The 19,015-nt window shown below is 69.7% G+C and carries 14 protein-coding genes and 1 pseudogene; 8 read left to right on the top strand and 7 right to left on the bottom strand.

What is annotated here, in order from left to right; translation table 11 throughout:
• The first annotated feature begins 71 nt into the window (after positions 1-71).
• A complete protein-coding gene (locus tag O3W51_RS15285; protein WP_269286169.1) occupies positions 72-248 on the top strand; it encodes a hypothetical protein in 177 nt (58 codons plus the stop codon).
• A 312-nt stretch (positions 249-560) separates the two neighbouring features.
• On the opposite strand, the gene O3W51_RS15275 is transcribed toward O3W51_RS15285, so the two are convergent.
• Entirely contained in the window at positions 561-1,013 is a 453-nt protein-coding gene (locus tag O3W51_RS15275; protein ID WP_138352469.1) for a MarR family winged helix-turn-helix transcriptional regulator, read from the bottom strand.
• Between the two features lie 79 nt (positions 1,014-1,092).
• On the opposite strand from O3W51_RS15275, the gene O3W51_RS15270 reads away from it, so the two are divergent.
• The gene (locus tag O3W51_RS15270; RefSeq protein ID WP_138352470.1) at positions 1,093-1,992 is read left to right on the top strand and encodes an alpha/beta hydrolase; all 900 of its coding nucleotides are present in this window, start codon (positions 1,093-1,095) and stop codon (positions 1,990-1,992) included.
• 141 nt (positions 1,993-2,133) lie between these two features.
• Positions 2,134-2,508 (top strand): annotated as a pseudogene (locus tag O3W51_RS15265) (diaminopimelate decarboxylase); the annotation flags it as partial.
• 18 nt (positions 2,509-2,526) lie between these two features.
• On the opposite strand, the gene O3W51_RS15260 reads toward O3W51_RS15265, so the two are convergent.
• The 4 genes from O3W51_RS15260 to O3W51_RS15245 form a co-directional block, all read right to left on the bottom strand.
• Positions 2,527-4,416 (bottom strand): ATP-binding cassette domain-containing protein, encoded by a 1,890-nt coding sequence (locus tag O3W51_RS15260; protein ID WP_198357641.1) that lies wholly within the window; start codon positions 4,414-4,416, stop codon positions 2,527-2,529.
• Positions 4,417-5,588: 1,172 nt separating this feature from the next.
• Positions 5,589-6,545 (bottom strand): Ppx/GppA phosphatase family protein, encoded by a 957-nt coding sequence (locus O3W51_RS15255; protein ID WP_269286166.1) that lies wholly within the window; start codon positions 6,543-6,545, stop codon positions 5,589-5,591.
• Between the two features lie 395 nt (positions 6,546-6,940).
• Positions 6,941-7,501: a hypothetical protein gene (locus O3W51_RS15250; RefSeq protein ID WP_244809583.1), complete on the bottom strand. Its 561-nt coding sequence runs from the start codon at positions 7,499-7,501 to the stop codon at positions 6,941-6,943.
• Positions 7,502-7,621: 120 nt separating this feature from the next.
• Positions 7,622-8,125: a hypothetical protein gene (locus O3W51_RS15245; RefSeq protein ID WP_269286164.1), complete on the bottom strand. Its 504-nt coding sequence runs from the start codon at positions 8,123-8,125 to the stop codon at positions 7,622-7,624.
• 221 nt (positions 8,126-8,346) lie between these two features.
• On the opposite strand from O3W51_RS15245, the gene O3W51_RS15240 reads away from it, so the two are divergent.
• The 5 genes from O3W51_RS15240 (at position 8,347) to O3W51_RS15220 (ending at position 15,219) form a co-directional block, all read left to right on the top strand.
• Positions 8,347-10,200 carry an APC family permease gene (locus O3W51_RS15240; protein WP_138352473.1) on the top strand — a complete coding sequence of 618 codons (1,854 nt, stop codon included), beginning with the start codon at positions 8,347-8,349 and terminating at the stop codon, positions 10,198-10,200.
• A gap of 460 nt (positions 10,201-10,660) precedes the next feature.
• Positions 10,661-10,750, top strand: a complete 90-nt coding sequence (kdpF, locus tag O3W51_RS15235; protein WP_078075662.1) for a K(+)-transporting ATPase subunit F — start codon at positions 10,661-10,663, stop codon at positions 10,748-10,750.
• 8 nt (positions 10,751-10,758) lie between these two features.
• Positions 10,759-12,423 (top strand): potassium-transporting ATPase subunit KdpA, encoded by a 1,665-nt coding sequence (gene kdpA, locus O3W51_RS15230; protein WP_138352474.1) that lies wholly within the window; start codon positions 10,759-10,761, stop codon positions 12,421-12,423.
• Positions 12,420-14,549: a potassium-transporting ATPase subunit KdpB gene (kdpB, locus tag O3W51_RS15225; protein WP_138352475.1), complete on the top strand. Its 2,130-nt coding sequence runs from the start codon at positions 12,420-12,422 to the stop codon at positions 14,547-14,549. The genes kdpA and kdpB overlap by 4 nt, the downstream gene beginning before the upstream one ends.
• Positions 14,550-14,553: 4 nt before the next feature.
• Positions 14,554-15,219: a potassium-transporting ATPase subunit C gene (locus O3W51_RS15220; protein ID WP_138352476.1), complete on the top strand. Its 666-nt coding sequence runs from the start codon at positions 14,554-14,556 to the stop codon at positions 15,217-15,219.
• A gap of 432 nt (positions 15,220-15,651) precedes the next feature.
• On the opposite strand, the gene O3W51_RS15215 is transcribed toward O3W51_RS15220, so the two are convergent.
• Together O3W51_RS15215 and O3W51_RS15210 are read right to left on the bottom strand one after the other, a co-directional pair.
• Positions 15,652-16,476, bottom strand: a complete 825-nt coding sequence (locus O3W51_RS15215) for an SDR family NAD(P)-dependent oxidoreductase (RefSeq protein WP_138352477.1) — start codon at positions 16,474-16,476, stop codon at positions 15,652-15,654.
• Positions 16,477-16,876: 400 nt separating this feature from the next.
• The gene (locus O3W51_RS15210) at positions 16,877-18,961 is read right to left on the bottom strand and encodes an APC family permease (RefSeq protein ID WP_138352478.1); all 2,085 of its coding nucleotides are present in this window, start codon (positions 18,959-18,961) and stop codon (positions 16,877-16,879) included.
• Positions 18,962-19,015: the final 54 nt, after the last annotated feature.

Here is a 19,015-nt window from a genome sequence, read left to right as displayed (position 1 = left end):
TCGAGGACGTCGCGGACGCCGAGTTCAACGTCTATCTCGAGCGTGACCACGCCGACCCCGCCGCCGACTCGGTGGGCTACCGGCAGCATGCGCTGTGGCTCAGCCAGGACGAACTCGCCGAGATGATCGGTGGGATGCGTGCCGCGATCGTGGCCCAGCTGCGTAACGAGCCGTCACCGGACCGCAGTCAGCATCTGCTCTCCCCGATCCTGTTCCCGATCGGGGAACCGCCCGCACCGGAAAGCTAGGCGCCGTTGTGGCAGGTCATGATCTGTCCGAGGACGGTTCGACGATGGGCTTGCGGCGGCAGTAGGCGGCCTTGCCTGGTGTGGTCCGCAGCTTGCGGCCCATCCGTTCCTTGAGGGCGGCGTTCGCCGGGATGCGTCCGCGTGGTGCGGGTCGAACGCCCGGAACCGCCTGTCCACCACCGCCCCACGGCCCTGCGACCGACTCTTTCGGCCGGCTCGACCTCGAACAACCCGTCCCCACTACGCAGACCACCATCTCCCGCACGAATGATCGCGAAACACGGGCGGGTAGCCCATTGCTGGGACACGCTGCTAGCCGGCAGGCATTCCCGCCGAGGCGTCCTCCAGCGTCCTGCGTAGCAGGGCGACGGTGGAGGCCAACCGCTCCAGCGAGCCGGACGTCAGCGGCTCGGCGAGCCAGGAGCGCAGCCCGTCCTCGAAAGTGGGCGTGGCGGCGGCCAGCAGCGTGCCGCCATCGGGGGTCAGTTCCAGCAGTGACGAGCGGCGGTTGCTGGGATTGGGTCGCCGGACCACCCAGCCGGCGGCCTCCAAGCGGTCCACCGCCTTGCTGGTTGCCCCGACGGTGATGGCGGCCTCCTCGGCCAGGTCGTTGACCCGGCAGGCGTCCCGACTGTCGATGATGCGCAGGAACTCGAACTGGCCCATCGTCAGACCGTGCTCGGCGCGCAGTCGTTCGCCCAGCGCGTTGTAGAGCCTGGTCTCGTAGCGGACGAGATCCATGAACACCTGCGTGAGGTCGGTCACACTCTGCTCCAGATTCTCGGGAATGATATTCCTAGGAATATAGTTCCTAGTGAAGAACAGCACTCATCTGGAGGATCGCATGAGCAAGGCACAGCGCGCGACAATCGACACCCTGATGCGGCAGGCCCCGTTCGACGGCAGCCTCCCGCCGGAGCAACTGCGCAAGGACTTCGAAACCCAGATGACCTCGGGCCCGGCCCCGGCCGGGGTGACCGTCACCCCCTCCGTCCTCGGCGGCCGTCCCGCCCTGACCGTCGAGCCCGAGGGCAGCCCCGCCACCGGGACGATCATCTACTTCCACGGCGGATGCTGGGTCCTCGGCTCACCCGCCACGGCCCTGCAACTTACCGCCGCGCTGGTGCGCCGCACCGGCGTCCGCGCCGTCTCGGTCGACTACCGGCTCGCCCCCGAGCACCCCTTCCCCGCTGCCGTCGAGGACGGCCTCGCCGCCTACCGCGACCTGCTCGACCAGGGCGTTCCGGCCGAGCAGATCGTCCTGGCCGGGGAGTCGGCCGGCGGCGGTCTCAGCATCACCACCCTGCTCACCGCCCGCGAGGCCGGACTGCCGATGCCGGCCGCCGCGGTCGCCTTCTCCCCGGGCCTGGACGCCACTCGCTCGGGCGAGAGCATGACCACCAAGCACGACGCCGACCCACTCTTCACCCGCGCGGACCTGACCACCGTCTTCGCCCACTACCTGGCCGGACAGGACCCCGACCAGCCGCTGCTGAGCCCGGCCCTCCACGCCGACCTGACCGGGCTGCCACCGCTGCTGCTCCAGGCCGGCTCCAACGAGGTCCTGCTGGACGACTCCACCCGGTTCGCCGTCCGGGCGGCCGCTGCCGGGGTCGACGTCCAGCTCGACATCACCGCCGACGTCCCCCACGTCTTCCAGGCCTTCGAGGGCCTGCTGGACGAGGCCGACGCGGCCCTGGACCGCGCCGCCCGCTTCATCACCGCCGCACTGACCCGCACCTGAACCGTTCCGCTCTCCGACGGCACCTCCGGGTCCTGGAGCTCCTGGGATCCGCAGAGCGTCGGTGTCCTGCGCGTGGCCGGCATCGCGGCCGTCGTGTCCTGCGTGAACCTGCTGATCGGCTGAGGAGGCCCTTCATGTCTGCACGGCGTCGCGCTGCCCGAACTGGACCTCGGTGGCGGACACGCGGTTCCGTACGGGCCGGGGGAGAGCGCGCTCGACATCACCACGCTCGCGGACCGGATCCGCCATGAACTGGCCGACGGCTGCGCCCGATCGGGGCTGCCGCTGCCACGGCTGACCATCGAACCCGGCCGAGCGGTCGTCGGACCTGCCGGAGTCGCGCTCTACGACGTGGTGTCCGTCAAGCGGAGCGCGCAGCGAACGTTCGTCGCCGTACCGGTCGCCGGCGCCTACCACGTGTCGATGGCCTCCGGATACAACCTGGTCGGCCGCCCGCCCGTGGTCGCGGTCCCCGACGGCCGCGCACGGCTCCTGGTCCGCCGTCGCGGATCCTAGGCATTGGCTGACGACCAGCTACCGGTCTTGGGCAAGTCGGAGGAGTTCGGCGAAGGTGCCACCGGCGTGCACGAGGTCGTCGTAGTGGCCCTGCTCGGTGATGCGGCCGTGTTCCATGACCACGATGTGGTCGGCCACCTTCGTGTTCTCCAGCCGGTGAGTGACGACGATCGTGATGCGGTCCCCTGAGATGGATTTGATCTCTTCGAAGATCTGGTGCTCGCCTCGTGGGTCCATTTGGGAGGTGGGTTCGTCGAGGATCAGCAGGGAGGGTCGTCGGTACAGCGCTCGTGAGCAGGCAAGTCGTTGCCATTGGCCGCCGGACAGTTCGGCGCCGCCGAAGACTTCCCTGGCGAGGAGCGTGTCGAGTCCGTGAGGCAGGTCTTCGACAGCTTCCCGCATGCCGACCGCGTCGACTGCTTTCCATACGGGCGAGTCGTCGAAGGTGCGGGGCTGCCCCAGTGTCACGTTCTCGCGGACCCGTAGGGGCCATTGCGCGAAGATTTGCGGGACCAGTCCGGTGCAGGCCCAGACGCTTGCTGGGTCGACGGCGGCCAGGTCCGTGCCGTTCCAGGTGACGCGGCCTTTGTCGGCGAGGTAGATGCCGGTGATCAGGCGGGTCAGGGTGCTCTTGCCTGAGCCGTTCACGCCGACGATCGCGAGGATGTCCCCGCGTCGCAGGGTCAGGGACACGCCGTCGACGGCCGGCTTGTCCTTGCCGGGGTACTGGTAGGTGGCCTCTTCCAGCCGGATCTCGTCCACCGGTGCGCGCATGGGCAGCTCGCCGCGCTTGGGGGCCTTCTTGGCCGCGTCGTCGAGGAAGGCCTGCATGTCGCTGAGGTACAGGCTGGTGTGGAAAACGGCGGCTCCGTTGAGGATGACCTGCGAGAGCGCGGCCAGGGTCGTCTGGACGGCGACGACCGCTGTGGCGGCGATGGCGAGCGCGACCCGGCCCGTCACGGCCATCCAGGCGAGAGCGACCCAAGTGGCAATGAGGAATGCCCCGCCCACGAGCGAGGACACCAGGGCGATCCGCAGCGTGCGGGGAGCGGCGGCCAGGGTGCGCTCGTCGACCCGCTCGGACAGCGATCGGTACCAGAACAACAGGTAGTCGGTCATTCCGTTGGCGCGGACTTCATCGCCGTACTTCGGGGTGGTGGACCACCACCGCATCATGCCCCGCACGTTGCGGTCCCCGACGTTCGCGTAGTGGATCTCGTAGTCCACCCGTGCGGCGAGCACCGCGCCGACGCCGGCGGGAAGCACCGCGAGCAGGAGCAGGGGCAGCATCAGCACGTTCAGCACCGACAGGACGGCGCTCGCGCTGATCATTCTGACCAGGGCCGACAGGAACCGCTGGGCGTCGGCGACCATGACATGCGTGCGCATCACCCCCATTTCAGCGGCCTCTTGACGATCGGCGAACCCGTCCACGGCATACGCCGCCGCTTCTACGCGGCAGACCGCCTCGACCAGTGCGGTGTCCGTCGCGGTGGTGAGCCTGGGTGTGATCCGCCGCTCCGCGTAGGTGGCCAGGGCGCCGGCCCCGCGGGTGAGCGCGGTGGCGGCAGCTACCACGAGCAGGGCCGGCAGGGCCTGGTGCAGCCGGTCAGCGACAGCACCGCTGCCGAGGATCGGGCGCATGGCCTTGGCGGTCGCGGTCAGGAGGACCGCTGCGGCCACTCCGGTGACGAGCTGACAGGACAGGAGCAGGAGGACGGCCCGACGGTCCATGTCCCAGGACATGGCGACGATGCGTCGCAGGACTGACGGGAGCTGTTCGCACAGCTTGCGGAAGGAGACTTCGCCGAGCGGGTTCACGGAGTATTCCCCCGTGTAGGTGATCTCGGCCGGTGGGGGAGGCGGGGGCGTGGCGGCGGGTGTGTCCTGGGTGTCGATCGAGGTCAACTGCTGTCCTCCTGCACGGTCGTTGTCATCGGTTCGGCGCTACCGGGGTCAACGAGGCAGGCCGCGATATCGAACACACGTGTTTGAGCCGGAGTGGATTCCGTACGAACGCGCGCGCGGCACAAGATGCGGAGTGCATCCACCCTTGGGGCGCCCGGGGCCCTGCCCGGCGCGGCCTTGGCCGAATCGCCGACGCTGATGAGCGTGGAGAACGTGGGTCTGGAGGGCTGTGTGGGGCCACGGTTGGATCGGTCGCCGGCGGGAGATGACAGGGCGGACGCTGCTGTGACGGCCCCGGCATGCTGCAGACCGTCAGCTACTGACCTTTTCGGCGTCGTGACCGTTGATGATCCCTTCGGTATGCGGTCTGCACGGCCGTTGGAGCGGTGGCGTCGTTCGTGGCGCGAGGGCGGCAGCGAAGCGCTGCGACCCTGCGGGCTCGGCGTAGCTGCCGAGGCCTTTCGAGGCGCAGCCAGTGCGCTCTGACGTCATGGGTTCGCCACCTCAAGGCCCACCGGACGACGCTGGAGCGCCGCCTCGAAGCACGGAGCGGTGTGGAAGGCGCCAACGCTGTCACCGTTGGTGCGGCGCTGTTCAACCGCTACCTGGCCAACTTTGAGGAACCGAACGGAGAGGGTGAGCAGGTCGTCATGCAGTCCTCGACTTGAGGATCTGCACCCGCTCGGCGGTGAGGGGACGCCCAGCCTTGCGGAGCTTGTGGATGATGGGCACGGCGGGATCCTCCAAGCGGCGGGAGCCGTCAGGACGCGTACGCGGTCGGTTCAGGGTGTGCCGGCGCCGTGGTTCGGGTCGAGCGCGATGAGCAGGACGATGGCGGTGACCCAGCTGAGGAGCGCTGCGATGATCAAGTAGGGCGCGTACTTGCGCATGGCGGCATTCCTTCTCCTCGCGGCCGGTTCCAGCGAGGGAAGCCGGAGATTGAAGCCGGCGATTGAAGCGTACGCACAGCCCGCGGCCATCAGGTCGATGACAAGCGGGCACAGGTGCCCCGACCCTGTGAGCAGGTCGATGGTGCATCCACGGGCCGGGACCGTGGCGGGCCGGGACGACCAGGGTCGGTGCCCGGCACCACAGCCACAGGCACACTCTTGACGGTTCTCCTCGCGGGGTCGCGGAAGACCCCGACAACGTCGGGGAGGGTAAGCCGCAGTTCAGCCGACGAGAGGGAGGTCGTGCCGGGGTGCCGCGGAGGCCGTGCCGAGACGTTCCAGCAGTAGTCCCTCCCGGGTGGACCAGGGGCAGATGTCGACGCTCTTGGCCTCGCACGCGGAGAGGAGGGCCTCGGCGACCAGAGCGCCGGCCAGGGACTGTCCCGCGCGGTGCCGGGAGATGCCCGGCAGGTGGGTGAGCAGGGCGGGGTCCGCTGCGGCCAGCACCGGGATCCATCCGCGCAACTGGGGCAGCGTCAGCTGCTGCCCGGCATGAGGCTTCATGTCCGGGCACGGGGCGCCGGCCAGTTCGGCGAGCTGCTCGAAGGTCTTGGAGCAGGCGACGACGCGCCCGTTCCGGGAGGCCACCGGCAGGTCGGGCACTGCCCCCAGGGTATGGCCGAGGTACTCCCGGATCTCCTGCAGACGCCCCGCCGACGGGAGGGTGCCGGCCGGGAACCAGTCCCGGGTGATCCGGCGGGCGCCCAGCGGCAGCGAAAGTGTGCTGCGGGGCTGCTCTGCGCGGCCCGAGGCGATCTCCACGGTGCCACCGCCGATGTCCAGCATCAGCAGTGAGCCCGTCCCGGAGCCCGCCCACTGCCGGGCCGCCACATAGGCCAGGCGGGCCTCCTCCTCGCCGGGCAGAACCCGCAGCCGGATCCCGGTGGCACGGGCCACCCGCGCGATGATCTCTTCCCGGTTGGGCGCGTCCCGGATGACGGAGGTCGCGAAGGGGAACACCGCCGACGGGCAGCCGAACCGGGCGGCGGCCGTCGCCTCGGCCACCGCGCGCTGCACGCTGGTGATTCCCGCCTCGCGTATGCGGCCTCTTCGGTCGAGCGACTCGTGCAACCGCAGCCGCGTCTTGTACGAGAAGACCGGCTTCAATCCCCCACCGGGCCGCCGCCGGACCACTGCCAGCAACGCGCTGTGGCACCCGACATCCAGTACTGCGGCCACTTCCGGGCGTGCCCCTTCCATCCGACTGTTTCCCCCGTTTCACAGTTCGATTGCGTTCGATCCTAGGCGGTGGGTGTCTGTGCGGGGTTGCTCGTGACACAACGTTGATCTCCGCCCATGGGCCGGTGACGCAACGTTGACACGTTCCTCGCCCGGGCCGAGCGGACGAGAGGGCAGGGCGGACGAGGGGCCGGCCGGGGTTCAGCCGACGTGGACGCGGGGTCGGCGGTCGCGGTCCGGTTCGGCCTCGCGCAGTACGTCGCGGGTGACGGGTGCGACCTCGCCCTGTCCGAAGAGGAAGAACCGCAGGAACTGGGCGAAGGAGCCGTCCTCAGCGCTCGGGATGCGCCCCCGTCTCGCGGAGTTCCGCTGACGTGAGCGGCCGAAGGAGCCCGTTACTCCAGCCCCGATGCGCGGAAGGTGGCCCGCGCCGCGGCCCCGTCGATCTGCTCCGCCGCCCGCAGCAGATCACCTGACCCGCTCTGCAGGGTCCCGGTGCCGAGGGAGTTGCGGACACCGGCGTCCAGCGCGATCCACAGCAGCGGATTGTCGACGAGCACCCGTGCGTTCAGCTCGACGACGCCACCGAGCGTGTCCCGCAGGACGAGCCGGGGAGCCGTGCCCTGGTGCCAGCGCACGCTCGCCAGGTGGTCCGTGCGGACCCGGCGGCGGCGCAGCAGTCCGCGCGAGACCAGCCACTCCTGGTCCACCGACACCCTCGCCGGTGCGAGCACGGCGAACAGCAGGACGGCCAGCGCCGCCCAGATCCCGGCTCGCGGCGCGGTGAGCTGGCCCTTCCAGGCGTCGGCCAGCGTCAGCACGGCGAAGAGCGCACAAGCGCAGCCCGCCGCGGACCGGAGCTCTCCGGCCCAGAAGCGGTCGCGGGCGCTCGTCCATCCTGAGTCCGCGGAATAGGCCCCGCTCAGCGGAGCGGAGCGTGCGGTTCGCCGTCCCATACGGCCGACGCTAGACACGCCGCACGTCGAAACACCGTGCTTTGATGCATCGCTGATGGATTTTTAACGTCGATCGCCCGGACGGAAGCACCCTCGGTCACGTCACCGGTTCGGCCGGATTCACGCACTCAGCGACGGGCCCACTCCGTACCGCGCCGCCATGGCCTCCACCTCGGTCCAGCCACAGAGCAGCGTGCCGCTCTCCCGGGAGCGGCACGCCCCCGCGTTGACCAGCAGCCACAGGGCCGGGTTCGAGGCGAGCACCTTCGGGTTGAACTCCACGCGGTTGCCGTACACGTCGCGCAGCACGAGGCGGGTGGCGACGCCGTCGATGCGGCGCACCGATACCAGACAGTCGGTGCGGACGCGCTGTTCGCGCAGCGGTCCGCCGACCGCCAGCCATCCGTGGCCCGCGGTCACCCGGGGCGGATGGAGGACGGCGTAGAGCAGCGCCGCCAGCGCGGTCCACAGCACGGCGCGGGTCGTGTCGAGCCCGCCCGACCCCCAGTCCATGACCAGCAGCAGCGCGAGGACCGCCGCCGAGGAGGACAGCGCGGTGAACGCCTCGCCCTCCCAGGTCCGGTCGTGGGCCAGTACGTCCTCGGCTTCGTCTGCGCGTCCCATGCGGCAGACGGTAGGAGCGGCCGCGGCGCCGACAGCGGCCGTTGACACATCGCTGACGCGGGCCCCGGGGCTCTTGACGGCCTTCTGATGGCGGGGGTGAAGAACGGTGACAGGAAAGCGTCAAGAAGGCGTCGTTCGGCGTCAGGACCGCGTACGGACCGCGCATCGGCTCCGGGAGCCGCCTCCACGCTGGGTATCCACACCATGGAGGTACGACCACGATGTCCGTTCTGACCAGCGAGCCGACTCTCGAGGCATCCGACGGGGAACCCCCGGACCCAACTCAGGAGCAGCACAAGCTGACCGCGCTGCAAGGGCTGGCCGCCCTGTCGCTGGACGCGATGGCGTCGGTGGCGTACGGCCCCGAGGCCATCGTCCTGGTGCTGGCCGCGGCGGGCGGGTACGGGCTCGGGTTCGCCCTTCCCGTCACCCTCGCGATAGCCGGCCTGCTGGCCGTCCTCGTCGCCTCCTACCGCCAGGTGATCGCGGCCTTCCCGGACGGCGGCGGCTCGTACGCGGTCGCCAAGCGGCACCTGGGGCGGCGTACCAGCCTGGTGACGGCGGCCTCCCTGATCCTGGACTACGTCCTGAACGTGGCCGTGTCGGTGACCGCCGGAGTGGCCGCACTCACCTCGGCGTTCCCCGCCCTGTACGGCGACCGGGTGTGGATCTGCCTGGCGGTCCTGGTGCTCGTCACCGCCGTCAACCTGCGCGGCATCGTCGACTCGGCCCGGGCGTTCATCATCCCCACCGCGGTCTTCGTCGGCTCCATCCTCACGATCATCGTCGTCGGGCTGTTCCGGGACGCCCCCGCCAGCACCGAGGCCGCGGCCGGCCACGCCTCCGCGCTGGGCGCCAACGCGACCACGGTCGGCGCGCTGCTCCTGATGAAGGCGTTCGCGGCGGGGTGCTCCGCCCTGACCGGTGTCGAGGCCGTCGCCAACGCCGTCCCGTCCTTCCGTGCTCCGGCGCGCAAGCGCGCCCAGCGCACCGAGGTGGCGCTGGGCGGGCTGCTCGGCGTCATGCTGATCGGCCTGTCGGTCCTCATCGGCCGCTTCCACCTCCAGCCGGTCGAGGGCGTGACCGTACTCGCCCAGCTCGCCGACGCCTCGCTCGGCCACAACTGGGCCTTCTACGTCGTCCAGTTCGCGACCGTCGTGCTGCTCGCGCTCGCCGCGAACACCTCGTTCGGCGGGCTGCCCGTGCTGATGGGCCTGCTGGCCCGGGACAACTTCCTCCCGCACGTCTTCGGCCTCAAGGCCGACCGTCAGGTCCACCGGCACGGCGTGCTGGCGCTCGCCGCCGTCTCCGCGCTGCTGCTGGTGTTCTCGGGCGGTGACACCAACACGCTCGTGCCGCTCTTCGCGATCGGAGTGTTCGTCGGCTTCACCCTCTGCCAGACCGGCATGGTGCGCCACTGGCGCGCGGAGCGATCGCCGGGGTGGCGGGCGAAGGCCGCGCTGAACGGTTTCGGGGCCGTGCTGACCGGTGTCGCCGCGGTGATCACCACGTCGGTCAAGTTCACCGAGGGCGCCTGGATGATCGTGCTGGCGCTGCCGCTCCTCGTCCTGCTCTTCGAGGCGGTCCACCGCGCGTATGTCCGCATCGCCGGCCGGCTGGGCCTGGGATTCATTCCCGACGCCCCGCACCGCGACCGGTCCGTGATCATCGTCCCGGTGGCGTCGCTGTCCCGTCTCACCAGCGAGGCGCTGACCGCCGCAGTCTCCCTGGGCGACGAGGTCATCGCGGTCACCGTCACCGACCCCGACGACCGCGAACGCACCGAGGCCCTGCACCGCGACTGGGCGCTGTGGTCGCCCGGCGTCGAACTGCGCGACCTGCCGTCCCCCACGCGTTCCGTCGGCCGCCCCGTCGCCGCCCTCGTCCGTCGGATGGCCGCCGACCAGCCCGGCACCCGGATCACCGTCCTCATCCCGGAGGTCGAGCCCGCCCACATGTGGCAGCGCCTGCTGCAGAACCAGCGCGGCGCGGTCGTTGCCCACGCCGTCCGCCGTGACACGGACGCCGTCATCTGCCGGCTCCGCTTCCGCCTGGCGGCCCCGTCCGACCAGTGAGCCACCACGCGGGAACCGGTGAGGAGATCTCCACCACCCGCCCGTCCGCCACCGTGAACTGCAGCAGTGGCCGGACCGCGGTGTCGGTGGCGGCCGGACCGGTGCGTTTGACCAGGGCCCGGCCCGACGGCCACCGCCGGCGCCTCAGGGACACGTCAGGATCGCGCAGTGGAGCGGGGCGCCCCAGCGGTGGAGCAGGCGTCCGGAATCCGGCGTGCGCAGCCCTCTGCACCGGCTTTTCCGCAGGTGAGGCCGGGTGCGTAAGAGAGGCGTCAAAAGCGTGCCAGTGGCCGTAAGGGACGCATCAACGAAAGACGAAGCGGCCTGTTCAGGAGGTTTGCTCAGAGGGTCAGAGATTCCGACTCTTCTAGGAGCACACGATGGCCGACATGGCCTTCGTCGTCACCACGATCGCGGTGTTCGCGTTGGTGGCTCTCATCGCCAAGGGGGTGGCAAAGCTGTGACCGCCGAGAACATCGTCGGCCTCGTCGTGGCCGTCGCCCTCCTGGGCTACCTCGTCCTCGCCCTTCTTTACCCGGAGAGGTTCTGAGTCCAGATATGAGCCCCGTCCTCGCCGGTGTGCTCCAGATGCTCGCGCTGATAGCCGCGCTCGCACTGGCATACCGTCCGCTCGGCGACTTCATGGCCGGCGTCTACTCCTCCGACAAGCATCTGCGGGTCGAGAAGTGGATCTACAAGGCCATCGGCGCCAACCCGTCCACCGAGATGCGCTGGCCCGCGTACCTGCGCGGTGTCCTCGCCTTCTCCGCGGCGAGCGTCCTCTTCCTCTACGTGATGCAGCGGATCCAGGGCAGCCTGCCCGGTTCGCTCGGCTTCTCCGCGATCGACCCGGACCAGGCGTTCAACACCGCCGCGTCCTTCGTGTCGAACACCAACTGGCAGTCGTACTACGGCGAGCAGGCCATGGGCCACGTCGTACAGACCGGCGGCCTCGCGGTGCAGAACTTCGTCTCGGCGGCCGTCGGCCTCGCCGTGGCGGTGGCCCTGGTACGCGGCTTCGCCCGCTCCCGCACCGGTGAGCTCGGCAACTTCTGGGCCGACCTGGTGCGCGGCACCGTACGCATCCTGATCCCGATCGCGGTGATCGGTGCGATCGTGCTGGTCGCCTGCGGCGCGATCCAGAACTTCTCCGGCATCCACGGTGTCGGCCAGTTCATGGGCGGCTCGCAGCAGTGGAACGGCGGCGCGGTGGCTTCCCAGGAGGCCATCAAGGAGCTGGGCACCAACGGTGGCGGTTACTTCAACGCCAACTCGGCGCACCCCTTCGAGAACCCGAACGGCATCTCGAACCTCTTCGAGATCTTCCTGATCCTCGTCATCCCCTTCGCGCTCACCCGCACCTTCGGCAAGATGGTCGGCAGCGTCAAGCAGGGCTACGCGATCCTCGCCACGATGGTGACGATCTGGATCGGCTTCACCGCGCTGATGATGTGGACCGAGTTCCACCACGGCGGCCCGGCCTTCAACATCGCCGGTGGTGCGATGGAGGGCAAGGAGACCCGGTTCGGTGTCGGCGGCTCGTCGATCTTCGCGGTGGCGACCACACTGACCTCGACCGGCGCCGTGAACTCGTTCCACTCCTCGTTCACCGGCTTCGGCGGCGGTATCACCATGCTGGGCATGCAGCTCGGCGAGATCGCTCCCGGTGGTGTCGGCTCCGGCCTCTACGGCATGCTGATCATGGCCATCATCGCGGTGTTCATCGCGGGCCTGATGGTGGGACGCACACCCGAGTACCTGGGCAAGAAGATCGGCACCCGCGAGATCAAGTTCGCGGCGTGCTACATCCTCATCACCCCGGCGCTGGCGCTGTGCTTCACCGCCGCCGCCATGGCGCTGCCGACCCCGATGACGTCGATGACGAACTCGGGCGCGCACGGCTTCTCCGAGATCCTGTACGCGTACACCTCGGGCGCCAACAACAACGGCTCGGCCTTCGCCGGGCTCAACGCCGACACCCAGTGGTTCAACACCACGATCGGGCTCGCGATGCTGCTCGGCCGGTTCCTGCCGATGGTGTTCGTGCTGGCGCTGGCCGGCTCGCTCGCCGAGCAGAAGCCGGTCCCGGCCACCGCGGGCACCCTGGGCACCCACAAGCCGCTCTTCACCGGGCTGCTGGTCGGCACGATCATCATCGTCACTGGCCTGACCTACTTCCCCGCGCTGGCGCTGGGGCCGCTCGCCGAGGGGCTGGGGTCATGACCACTCGTCTGAAGCAAGAGGACTCGATGTCCACTGTCACTCCGACCCGTGCCCCGCACCATGATGTGCCCACCGGTCACCAGCCCGACGGCGCACGCGTCGGTGGGGGCCTGTTCGACCCCAAGCAGCTGATCAGGTCCTTCCCGGACGCGGTCCGCAAGCTCGACCCGCGGGTGATGGTCAAGTCCCCCGTGATGTTCGTGGTCGAGATCGGCTCCGTGCTGAGCACGATCTTCGCGTTCACCAACCCGGGCGACTGGTTCGGCTGGGCCATCGCCGCCTGGCTCTGGCTCACCACGATCTTCGCCAACCTGGCGGAGGCGGTGGCCGAGGGCCGCGGCAAGGCGCAGGCCGACACCCTGCGCAAGGCCAAGACCGACACCGTCGCGCGGCGGCTCAACGGCGGCGTGGAGGAGAGCGTTCCCGGTGCCGAGCTGCGCATCGGTGACCTGGTGGTCTGCGAGGCCGGCGACGTCATCCCCGGTGACGGGGACGTCGTCGAGGGCGTCGCGAGCGTCGACGAGTCGGCCATCACCGGCGAATCGGCCCCGGTCATCCGGGAGTCCGGCGGTGACCGCTGCGCGGTGACCGGTGGCACGAAGGTGCTCTCCGACCGCGTCGTCATCAAGATCACGACGAAGCCGGGCGAGACGTTCATCGACCGGATGATCGCCCTGGTGGAAGGTGCCTCCCGGCAGAAGACGCCGAACGAGATCGCGCTGAACATCCTGCTGGCGTCGCTCACGATCGTCTTCCTGCTCGCGGTCGTCACGCTCCAGCCGTTCGCGATCTACGCCGGCCAGAAGCAGTCCATGATCGTGCTGGTCGCGCTCCTCGTCTGCCTCATCCCGACCACCATCGGCGCTCTGCTGTCGGCGATCGGCATCGCGGGCATGGACCGGCTGGTGCAGCGCAACGTGCTGGCGATGTCGGGCCGTGCCGTCGAGGCCGCCGGTGACGTCTCCACGCTGCTGCTCGACAAGACCGGCACCATCACCCTCGGCAACCGCCAGGCATCGGAGTTCGTACCCGTCCAGGGCACCACGGACGCCGAGCTCGCCGACGCCGCTCAGCTCTCCTCGCTCTCCGACGAGACGCCGGAAGGCCGCTCCATCGTCGTGCTGGCGAAGGAGAAGTACGGGCTGCGCGAGCGGCAGCAGGGTGAGCTGAAGGGCGCCGACTGGGTCGCGTTCACCGCCCAGACCCGCATGTCGGGTGTGGACGTGGACGGCCGCAAGGTCCGCAAGGGCGCGGCCGGTTCGGTCATCGCCTGGGTCAACGAGCGCGGCGGAGTCGTCGCCAAGGACGCCCAGGCGCTCACCGACGCGATCTCCCAGGCCGGCGGTACGCCGCTGCTCGTCGCTGTCGAGGACACCGAGGGCGCCCGCGTGCTGGGCGTCATCCACCTCAAGGACGTCGTCAAGGAGGGCATGCGGGAGCGGTTCGACGAGCTGCGCCGGATGGGCATCAAGACCATCATGATCACCGGTGACAACCCGCTGACCGCCAAGGCGATCGCCGAGGAGGCCGGCGTCGACGACTTCCTCGCGGAGGCGACTCCTGAGGACAAGATGGCGCTGATCAAGCGGGAGCAGGCGGGCGGCAAGCTCGTCGCGATGACCGGTGACGGCACCAATGACGCTCCCGCGCTGGCGCAGGCGGACGTGGGCGTGGCGATGAACACCGGTACCTCGGCCGCCAAGGAGGCCGGGAACATGGTGGACCTGGACTCCAACCCCACCAAGCTCATCGAGATCGTGGAGATCGGCAAGCAGTTGCTGATCACCCGTGGCGCGCTGACGACGTTCTCCATCGCCAACGACGTCGCGAAGTACTTCGCGATCATCCCCGCCATGTTCGCGGTCGCCTACCCCGGCCTGGACAAGCTCAACATCATGGGCCTGCACAGCCCGCAGTCCGCGATCCTGTCCGCGGTCATCTTCAACGCGCTGATCATCATCGCGCTGGTGCCCCTCGCCCTCCGGGGCGTGCGGTACAAGCCGATGGGCGCCGACAAGATGCTCCGCCGCAACCTGGCCGTCTACGGACTCGGCGGCCTGATCGCCCCGTTCATCGGCATCAAGATCATTGACCTGCTCATCTCCCTCATCCCTGGCATCGGGTGACGTCGTGAACAACTCATTTGGAAACACCGTGCGGTTGTTCGGAGCCGGGGTGCGCGCGCTGCTCGTCCTGACTCTGGTCTGCGGCGTGCTCTACCCGCTCCTGATCACCGGCATAGCCCAGGGCCTGTTCCACAACAAGGCCAACGGTTCGGAGATCAAGGACGGCGGCAAGGTCGTCGGTTCCAGCCTCATCGGACAGACCTACAACCTGCCGCTGAAGAACGGCGAGGAGACTCCCGCGCCCGACCTGAAGTGGTTCCAGCCGCGGCCGTCCAACGGACTGGGCACCAACTCCGTCAACACCCAGTACTCGCTCATCCTCTCCGGGGCCACCAACCGCTCCGGCGACAACGCGGACCTGATCAAGTGGGTGACGGAGGCCAAGGCCGCCGTCGTCAAGGACAACTCCACGGCGGACTTCAAGGTCAAGCCCTCGGACGTGCCGGCCGACGCCGTCACCTCCTCCGGCTCCGGCCTCGACCCGCAGATCTCGCCCGAGTACGCCGAGCTCCAGGTCCACCGGGTCGCCGCGCTCAACAAGCTCGACGCCCAGCAGGTCGAGAAGCTGGTGGCGGACAACACCGACGGCCGGATCCTCGGCTTCATCGGTGAGCCGCGGGTGAACGTCCTGAAGCTCAACATCGCCCTCAAAGCGCTCATCGCGCATTGATCGCGTTACAGCGGATACGCCGGGCAAGGCCGGCGCGGCCGGAGGTCTGCGGCCCGATACATCTCTCTCGGGCCGCAGACCCGCCGCGTTCCGGCAGAGCGAGAGCTCCGGTGCCGGGGGAACCGCCAGGGAACCAGTCCACCCAGGGCCCGGAGGCCAGGAGGGCATGGCAGGACAGCTCTATCACGGGGTTCGGGGTTCCGTTCGACGGTACGTGGTGGTGGCGCGAGCTGGTGGTCCGTGCCCCTCCTGCGCGCCGACAGGTGCGCAGGAGGGTCGGGAAGGGCGGTGCGGATCCCCCCACGGGAACCGCACCGCCCTCGTCTCAAAGGCCGTTGGGCTTCCTGCCGTGATGGGCCTTCCTCTTGCGGCGGGCTTGCTTCTTACGGGCGCGCTTGGACATGTACCGCCTCGGTTCGGGGGCTCGGTGGTTCAGCCGGTCCGGCCGACCAACTGGTCGGCGACCTTGCACAGCCGGCGGACGGTGCGGTCCTCCATCGCGACGGGCGCGGCGGGCGAGATCGCGGTGCGGTCGTAGTAGGCGCCGGGTACGAGCTCGGTCGCGGGGTCGCACAGCCGGACCACGCGGGCGGCGCCCTCGGCGGACGAGTCGCCCTCGTGCGCGTACAGCGGCAGCAGGGCGGTATCGCAGATGCCCGGGTGCACGCTGACGGAGGTGCAGCCGGCGTCCGATCCCGCGCCCGCCCTGGCGAAGATCGTCAGCGCGAGCTGGGACTGGGCGTAGGCGGCCAGCCGGGAGTAACGGCGGGACCGGTTCAGGTCGTTCCAGGCGATGGACGCCGTGCGGTGCATGGACGACGACACATTGACGACGCGGCTGCCGGGCCGGGCGGTCAGCGGCCCGGTCAGTTCGCGGGTGAGGAGGAACGCGGCGAGGAAGTTGACCTGGAAGGCGATCTCGTTGCCGTCGGGGGTCATCGTGTGGCGCTCGGGGGCGGCGACCGCCGCGTTGTTCACCAGCACGTCCAGTACGGGATGCGCGTCGGCGACCTTGGCGGCCATCGCCCGCACCTCCTCCAGCCGGGAGAAGTCCGCCACCGCGAGGTCCAGCTGGGACGCCGCGACGCCGGCGGCCACCAGCCGGGTGACGGCCTGCTGCCCGGAGGTGAGGTCCGGCGCGTGCACGATGACGGTGCTGCCCTGTTCGGCGAGCAGCCGGGCGGTCTCCCAGCCGATACCGGAGGTGGCGCCGGTGACCAGCGCGGTGCGGCGGGCGGGTGAGGAGGGTGCAGACATGATCCACTCCGGGATGCGGGATTGCGGGTTTACGGGTTGCGGAACAGGGCTCAGGAGGGCGGGACGGCACAGAGGTGCCGGGGAAACGCGCCACCGGGCTCGTCGAGCGATGGGCGGTGACGGGGGAAGTGCGTCAGCGCGCCGGAGGCGAACAGGGCGCAGCCGGCGGCACCGTATGCGGTGGCCGGTCGTCATGGCGCAGGCAGCTGTTCACGTCTCCATCCAAGGAGACGGCGAGGCCCGGCTCAAGGGGAACGACGGAACCCTGACGGTCTCCTGACAGGACACCTGGTGGCTGGAGAGCCGCGGAGACGACGGAACACGGAGCTGCCCCGGGCCGGTTGATCCATCCGGTGGGCCCGGGGCAGCTCGTGATGGTCAAGTGGCGCGTGGCCGGCGGTCAGTGGGTGTCGACGTGCGGGGCCCGGTCGGGTTCGGCGGCGGGGTCGTCGGCGGGGTCGGGGTGGTTCGCCCAGGGAGTGAGGGCGGGTTCGCCGCGGCGGACGGAGCCGGGGGCGCGGCGGGTCGGGCGCTGCGGCCGGTGTTCGGACGAGCTCAGCTGCCAGGGCACGCTGATGACCATGACGCCAGGGGTGAACAGCAGCCGGCTCTTGAGCCACAGCGCGGACTGGTTGTGCAGCAGGTTCTCCCACCAGTGCCCGACGACGTACTCGGGGATGAAGACACTGATCACATCGCGGGGGCTGGTGCGGTTGAGCGACCGTACGTACTCCACGACCGGGCGGGTCACTTCCCGGTACGGCGACGCCAACGTCTTCAGCGGCACCTCGATCCCGAATGCGTCCCACTGGTCCTGGAGGACCTTGGCCTCGTCGCGGTCGACCGAGACGGTGAGCGCTTCGAGAGTGTCGGGGCGGCAGGCGCGGGCGTAGGCGAGGGCCCGCAGCGTCGGTTTGTGGACCTTCGAGACCAGCACGACGGCATGCACGCGCGCGGGCAGCACCGTCTCGTCCGTCGGGTCGGTGACCGCCAGCTCGGCGGCGGTTCTGTCGTAGTGCCGCCGGATGCCGCGCATCATCAGCCACAACGCCACCGCGGCGATCACGGCCAGGTACGCGCCCTGCATGAACTTCGTCAGCAGCACGATGACCAGCACCAGACCCGTGACGAACGCCCCGAGCCCGTTGATCAGCCGGGCGGTCTGGTGCCGGCGCCGCTGCGCGGGGTCGGTCTCGTCGCGCAGGGCACGGTTCCAGTGCCGGACCATCCCGGTCTGCGACAGCGTGAAGGAGGTGAAGACGCCCAGGATGTACAGGTGGATGAGGTTGGTGACCGACGCGTCGAACACCCAGAGGAGGCCACCGGCGACGACGGCCAGCGCGACGATGCCGTTGGAGAACGCGAGCCGGTCACCGCGGGTGTGCAGCTGACGGGGCAGGTAGCGGTGCTGCGCCAGGATCGACGAGAGCAGCGGGAAACCGTTGAAGGCGGTGTTGGCGGCCAGCACCAGCACCAGGGCGGTGGCGGCCTGGATGAAGAAGAAGCCGAAGCTGTGATCGCCGCCGAAGATCGCGGCGGCCAGCTGGGCGATGACGGTGCGCTGCGGGGTGGTAGCGCAGTCCCCGGCGAAGCCCGTGAGACGGCAGGTGTCCTCGGTGATGTGCACCTTCGCGATCATCGCGAGGGCGGTGATGCCGGAGAACATCACGACGGCGATCAGGCCCATCGCGGTCATGGTGGAGGCCGCGTTGCGGGACTTGGGCTTGCGGAACGCGGGCACGCCGTTCGAGATCGCCTCGACACCGGTCAGTGCGGTACAACCGCTGGAGAACGCCCGCAGCCCCAGCATCAGCAGTGCCAGACCGGTCAGATTGCTGTTACCGGGGGCCGCGGTGACGCCGTAGGCGGCGGACTCCGCCACCGGGGCGTCGCCGACCAGCCAGCGGAACAGCCCGGTGGCACACATGATCAGCACGCCCGCGACGAACAGGTACGTGGGCGCCGCGAACGCCCGGCCGGACTCGCGCACGCCGCGCAGGTTCACGGCCGCCAGCAGAGCCACGAACCCCACGGCCATGGCGGTGCGGTAGTCGTTGAGCGAGGGCACCGCGGAGATGATGTTGTCGACGCCGGAGGCGACGGACACCGCGACGGTCATCACGTAGTCGACGAGCAATGACGCGGCGACGACCAGCCCCGCGGAGGGGCCGAGGTTGGTGGCGACCACCTCGTACGATCCGCCGCCCGACGGGTACGCGTGCACGACCTGCCGGTAGGAGAGCACCACGACGGCCATCAGGCCGACCACGGCTATCGCCACCCAGGTCGTCAGATGGAGAAAGGCCAGCCCACCGAGGGTGAGGACCAGCAGGATCTCCTGCGTGGCGTACGCGACCGACGACAGCGGGTCCGACGCGAAGATCGGCAGCGCCAGCCGCTTCGGCAGCAGCGTCTCCTGCAACCCCTCGCTCGGCAACGCCCGCCCGATGACTACCCGCTTGATTCCATCCACGATTCTCGCCACGCGGGGGAGCGTAAGGGCCGTCTGGCGGTCCGGATGGCGGCGGACAGGGCGCCG

It is taken from the genome of Streptomyces sp. H39-C1, from assembly GCF_027158125.1.
Taxonomy (GTDB): domain Bacteria; phylum Actinomycetota; class Actinomycetes; order Streptomycetales; family Streptomycetaceae; genus Actinacidiphila; species Actinacidiphila fildesensis.
The sequence above is the reverse complement of the archived record's forward strand: the minus strand, read 5'-3'. Positions and strand labels throughout refer to the sequence as shown.

Excerpts from the sequence above, each read along its gene's own strand:
- O3W51_RS15270 (WP_138352470.1), top strand. The coding sequence starts at position 1,093 with ATGAGCAAGGCACAGCGCGCGACAATCGACACCCTGATGCGGCAGGCC.
- O3W51_RS15250 (WP_244809583.1), bottom strand. The coding sequence starts at position 7,501 with ATGGGACGGCGAACCGCACGCTCCGCTCCGCTGAGCGGGGCCTATTCC.
- O3W51_RS15245 (WP_269286164.1), bottom strand. The coding sequence starts at position 8,125 with ATGGGACGCGCAGACGAAGCCGAGGACGTACTGGCCCACGACCGGACC.
- O3W51_RS15240 (WP_138352473.1), top strand. The coding sequence starts at position 8,347 with ATGTCCGTTCTGACCAGCGAGCCGACTCTCGAGGCATCCGACGGGGAA.
- kdpA (WP_138352474.1), top strand. The coding sequence starts at position 10,759 with ATGAGCCCCGTCCTCGCCGGTGTGCTCCAGATGCTCGCGCTGATAGCC.
- kdpB (WP_138352475.1), top strand. The coding sequence starts at position 12,420 with ATGACCACTCGTCTGAAGCAAGAGGACTCGATGTCCACTGTCACTCCG.
- O3W51_RS15215 (WP_138352477.1), bottom strand. The coding sequence starts at position 16,476 with ATGTCTGCACCCTCCTCACCCGCCCGCCGCACCGCGCTGGTCACCGGC.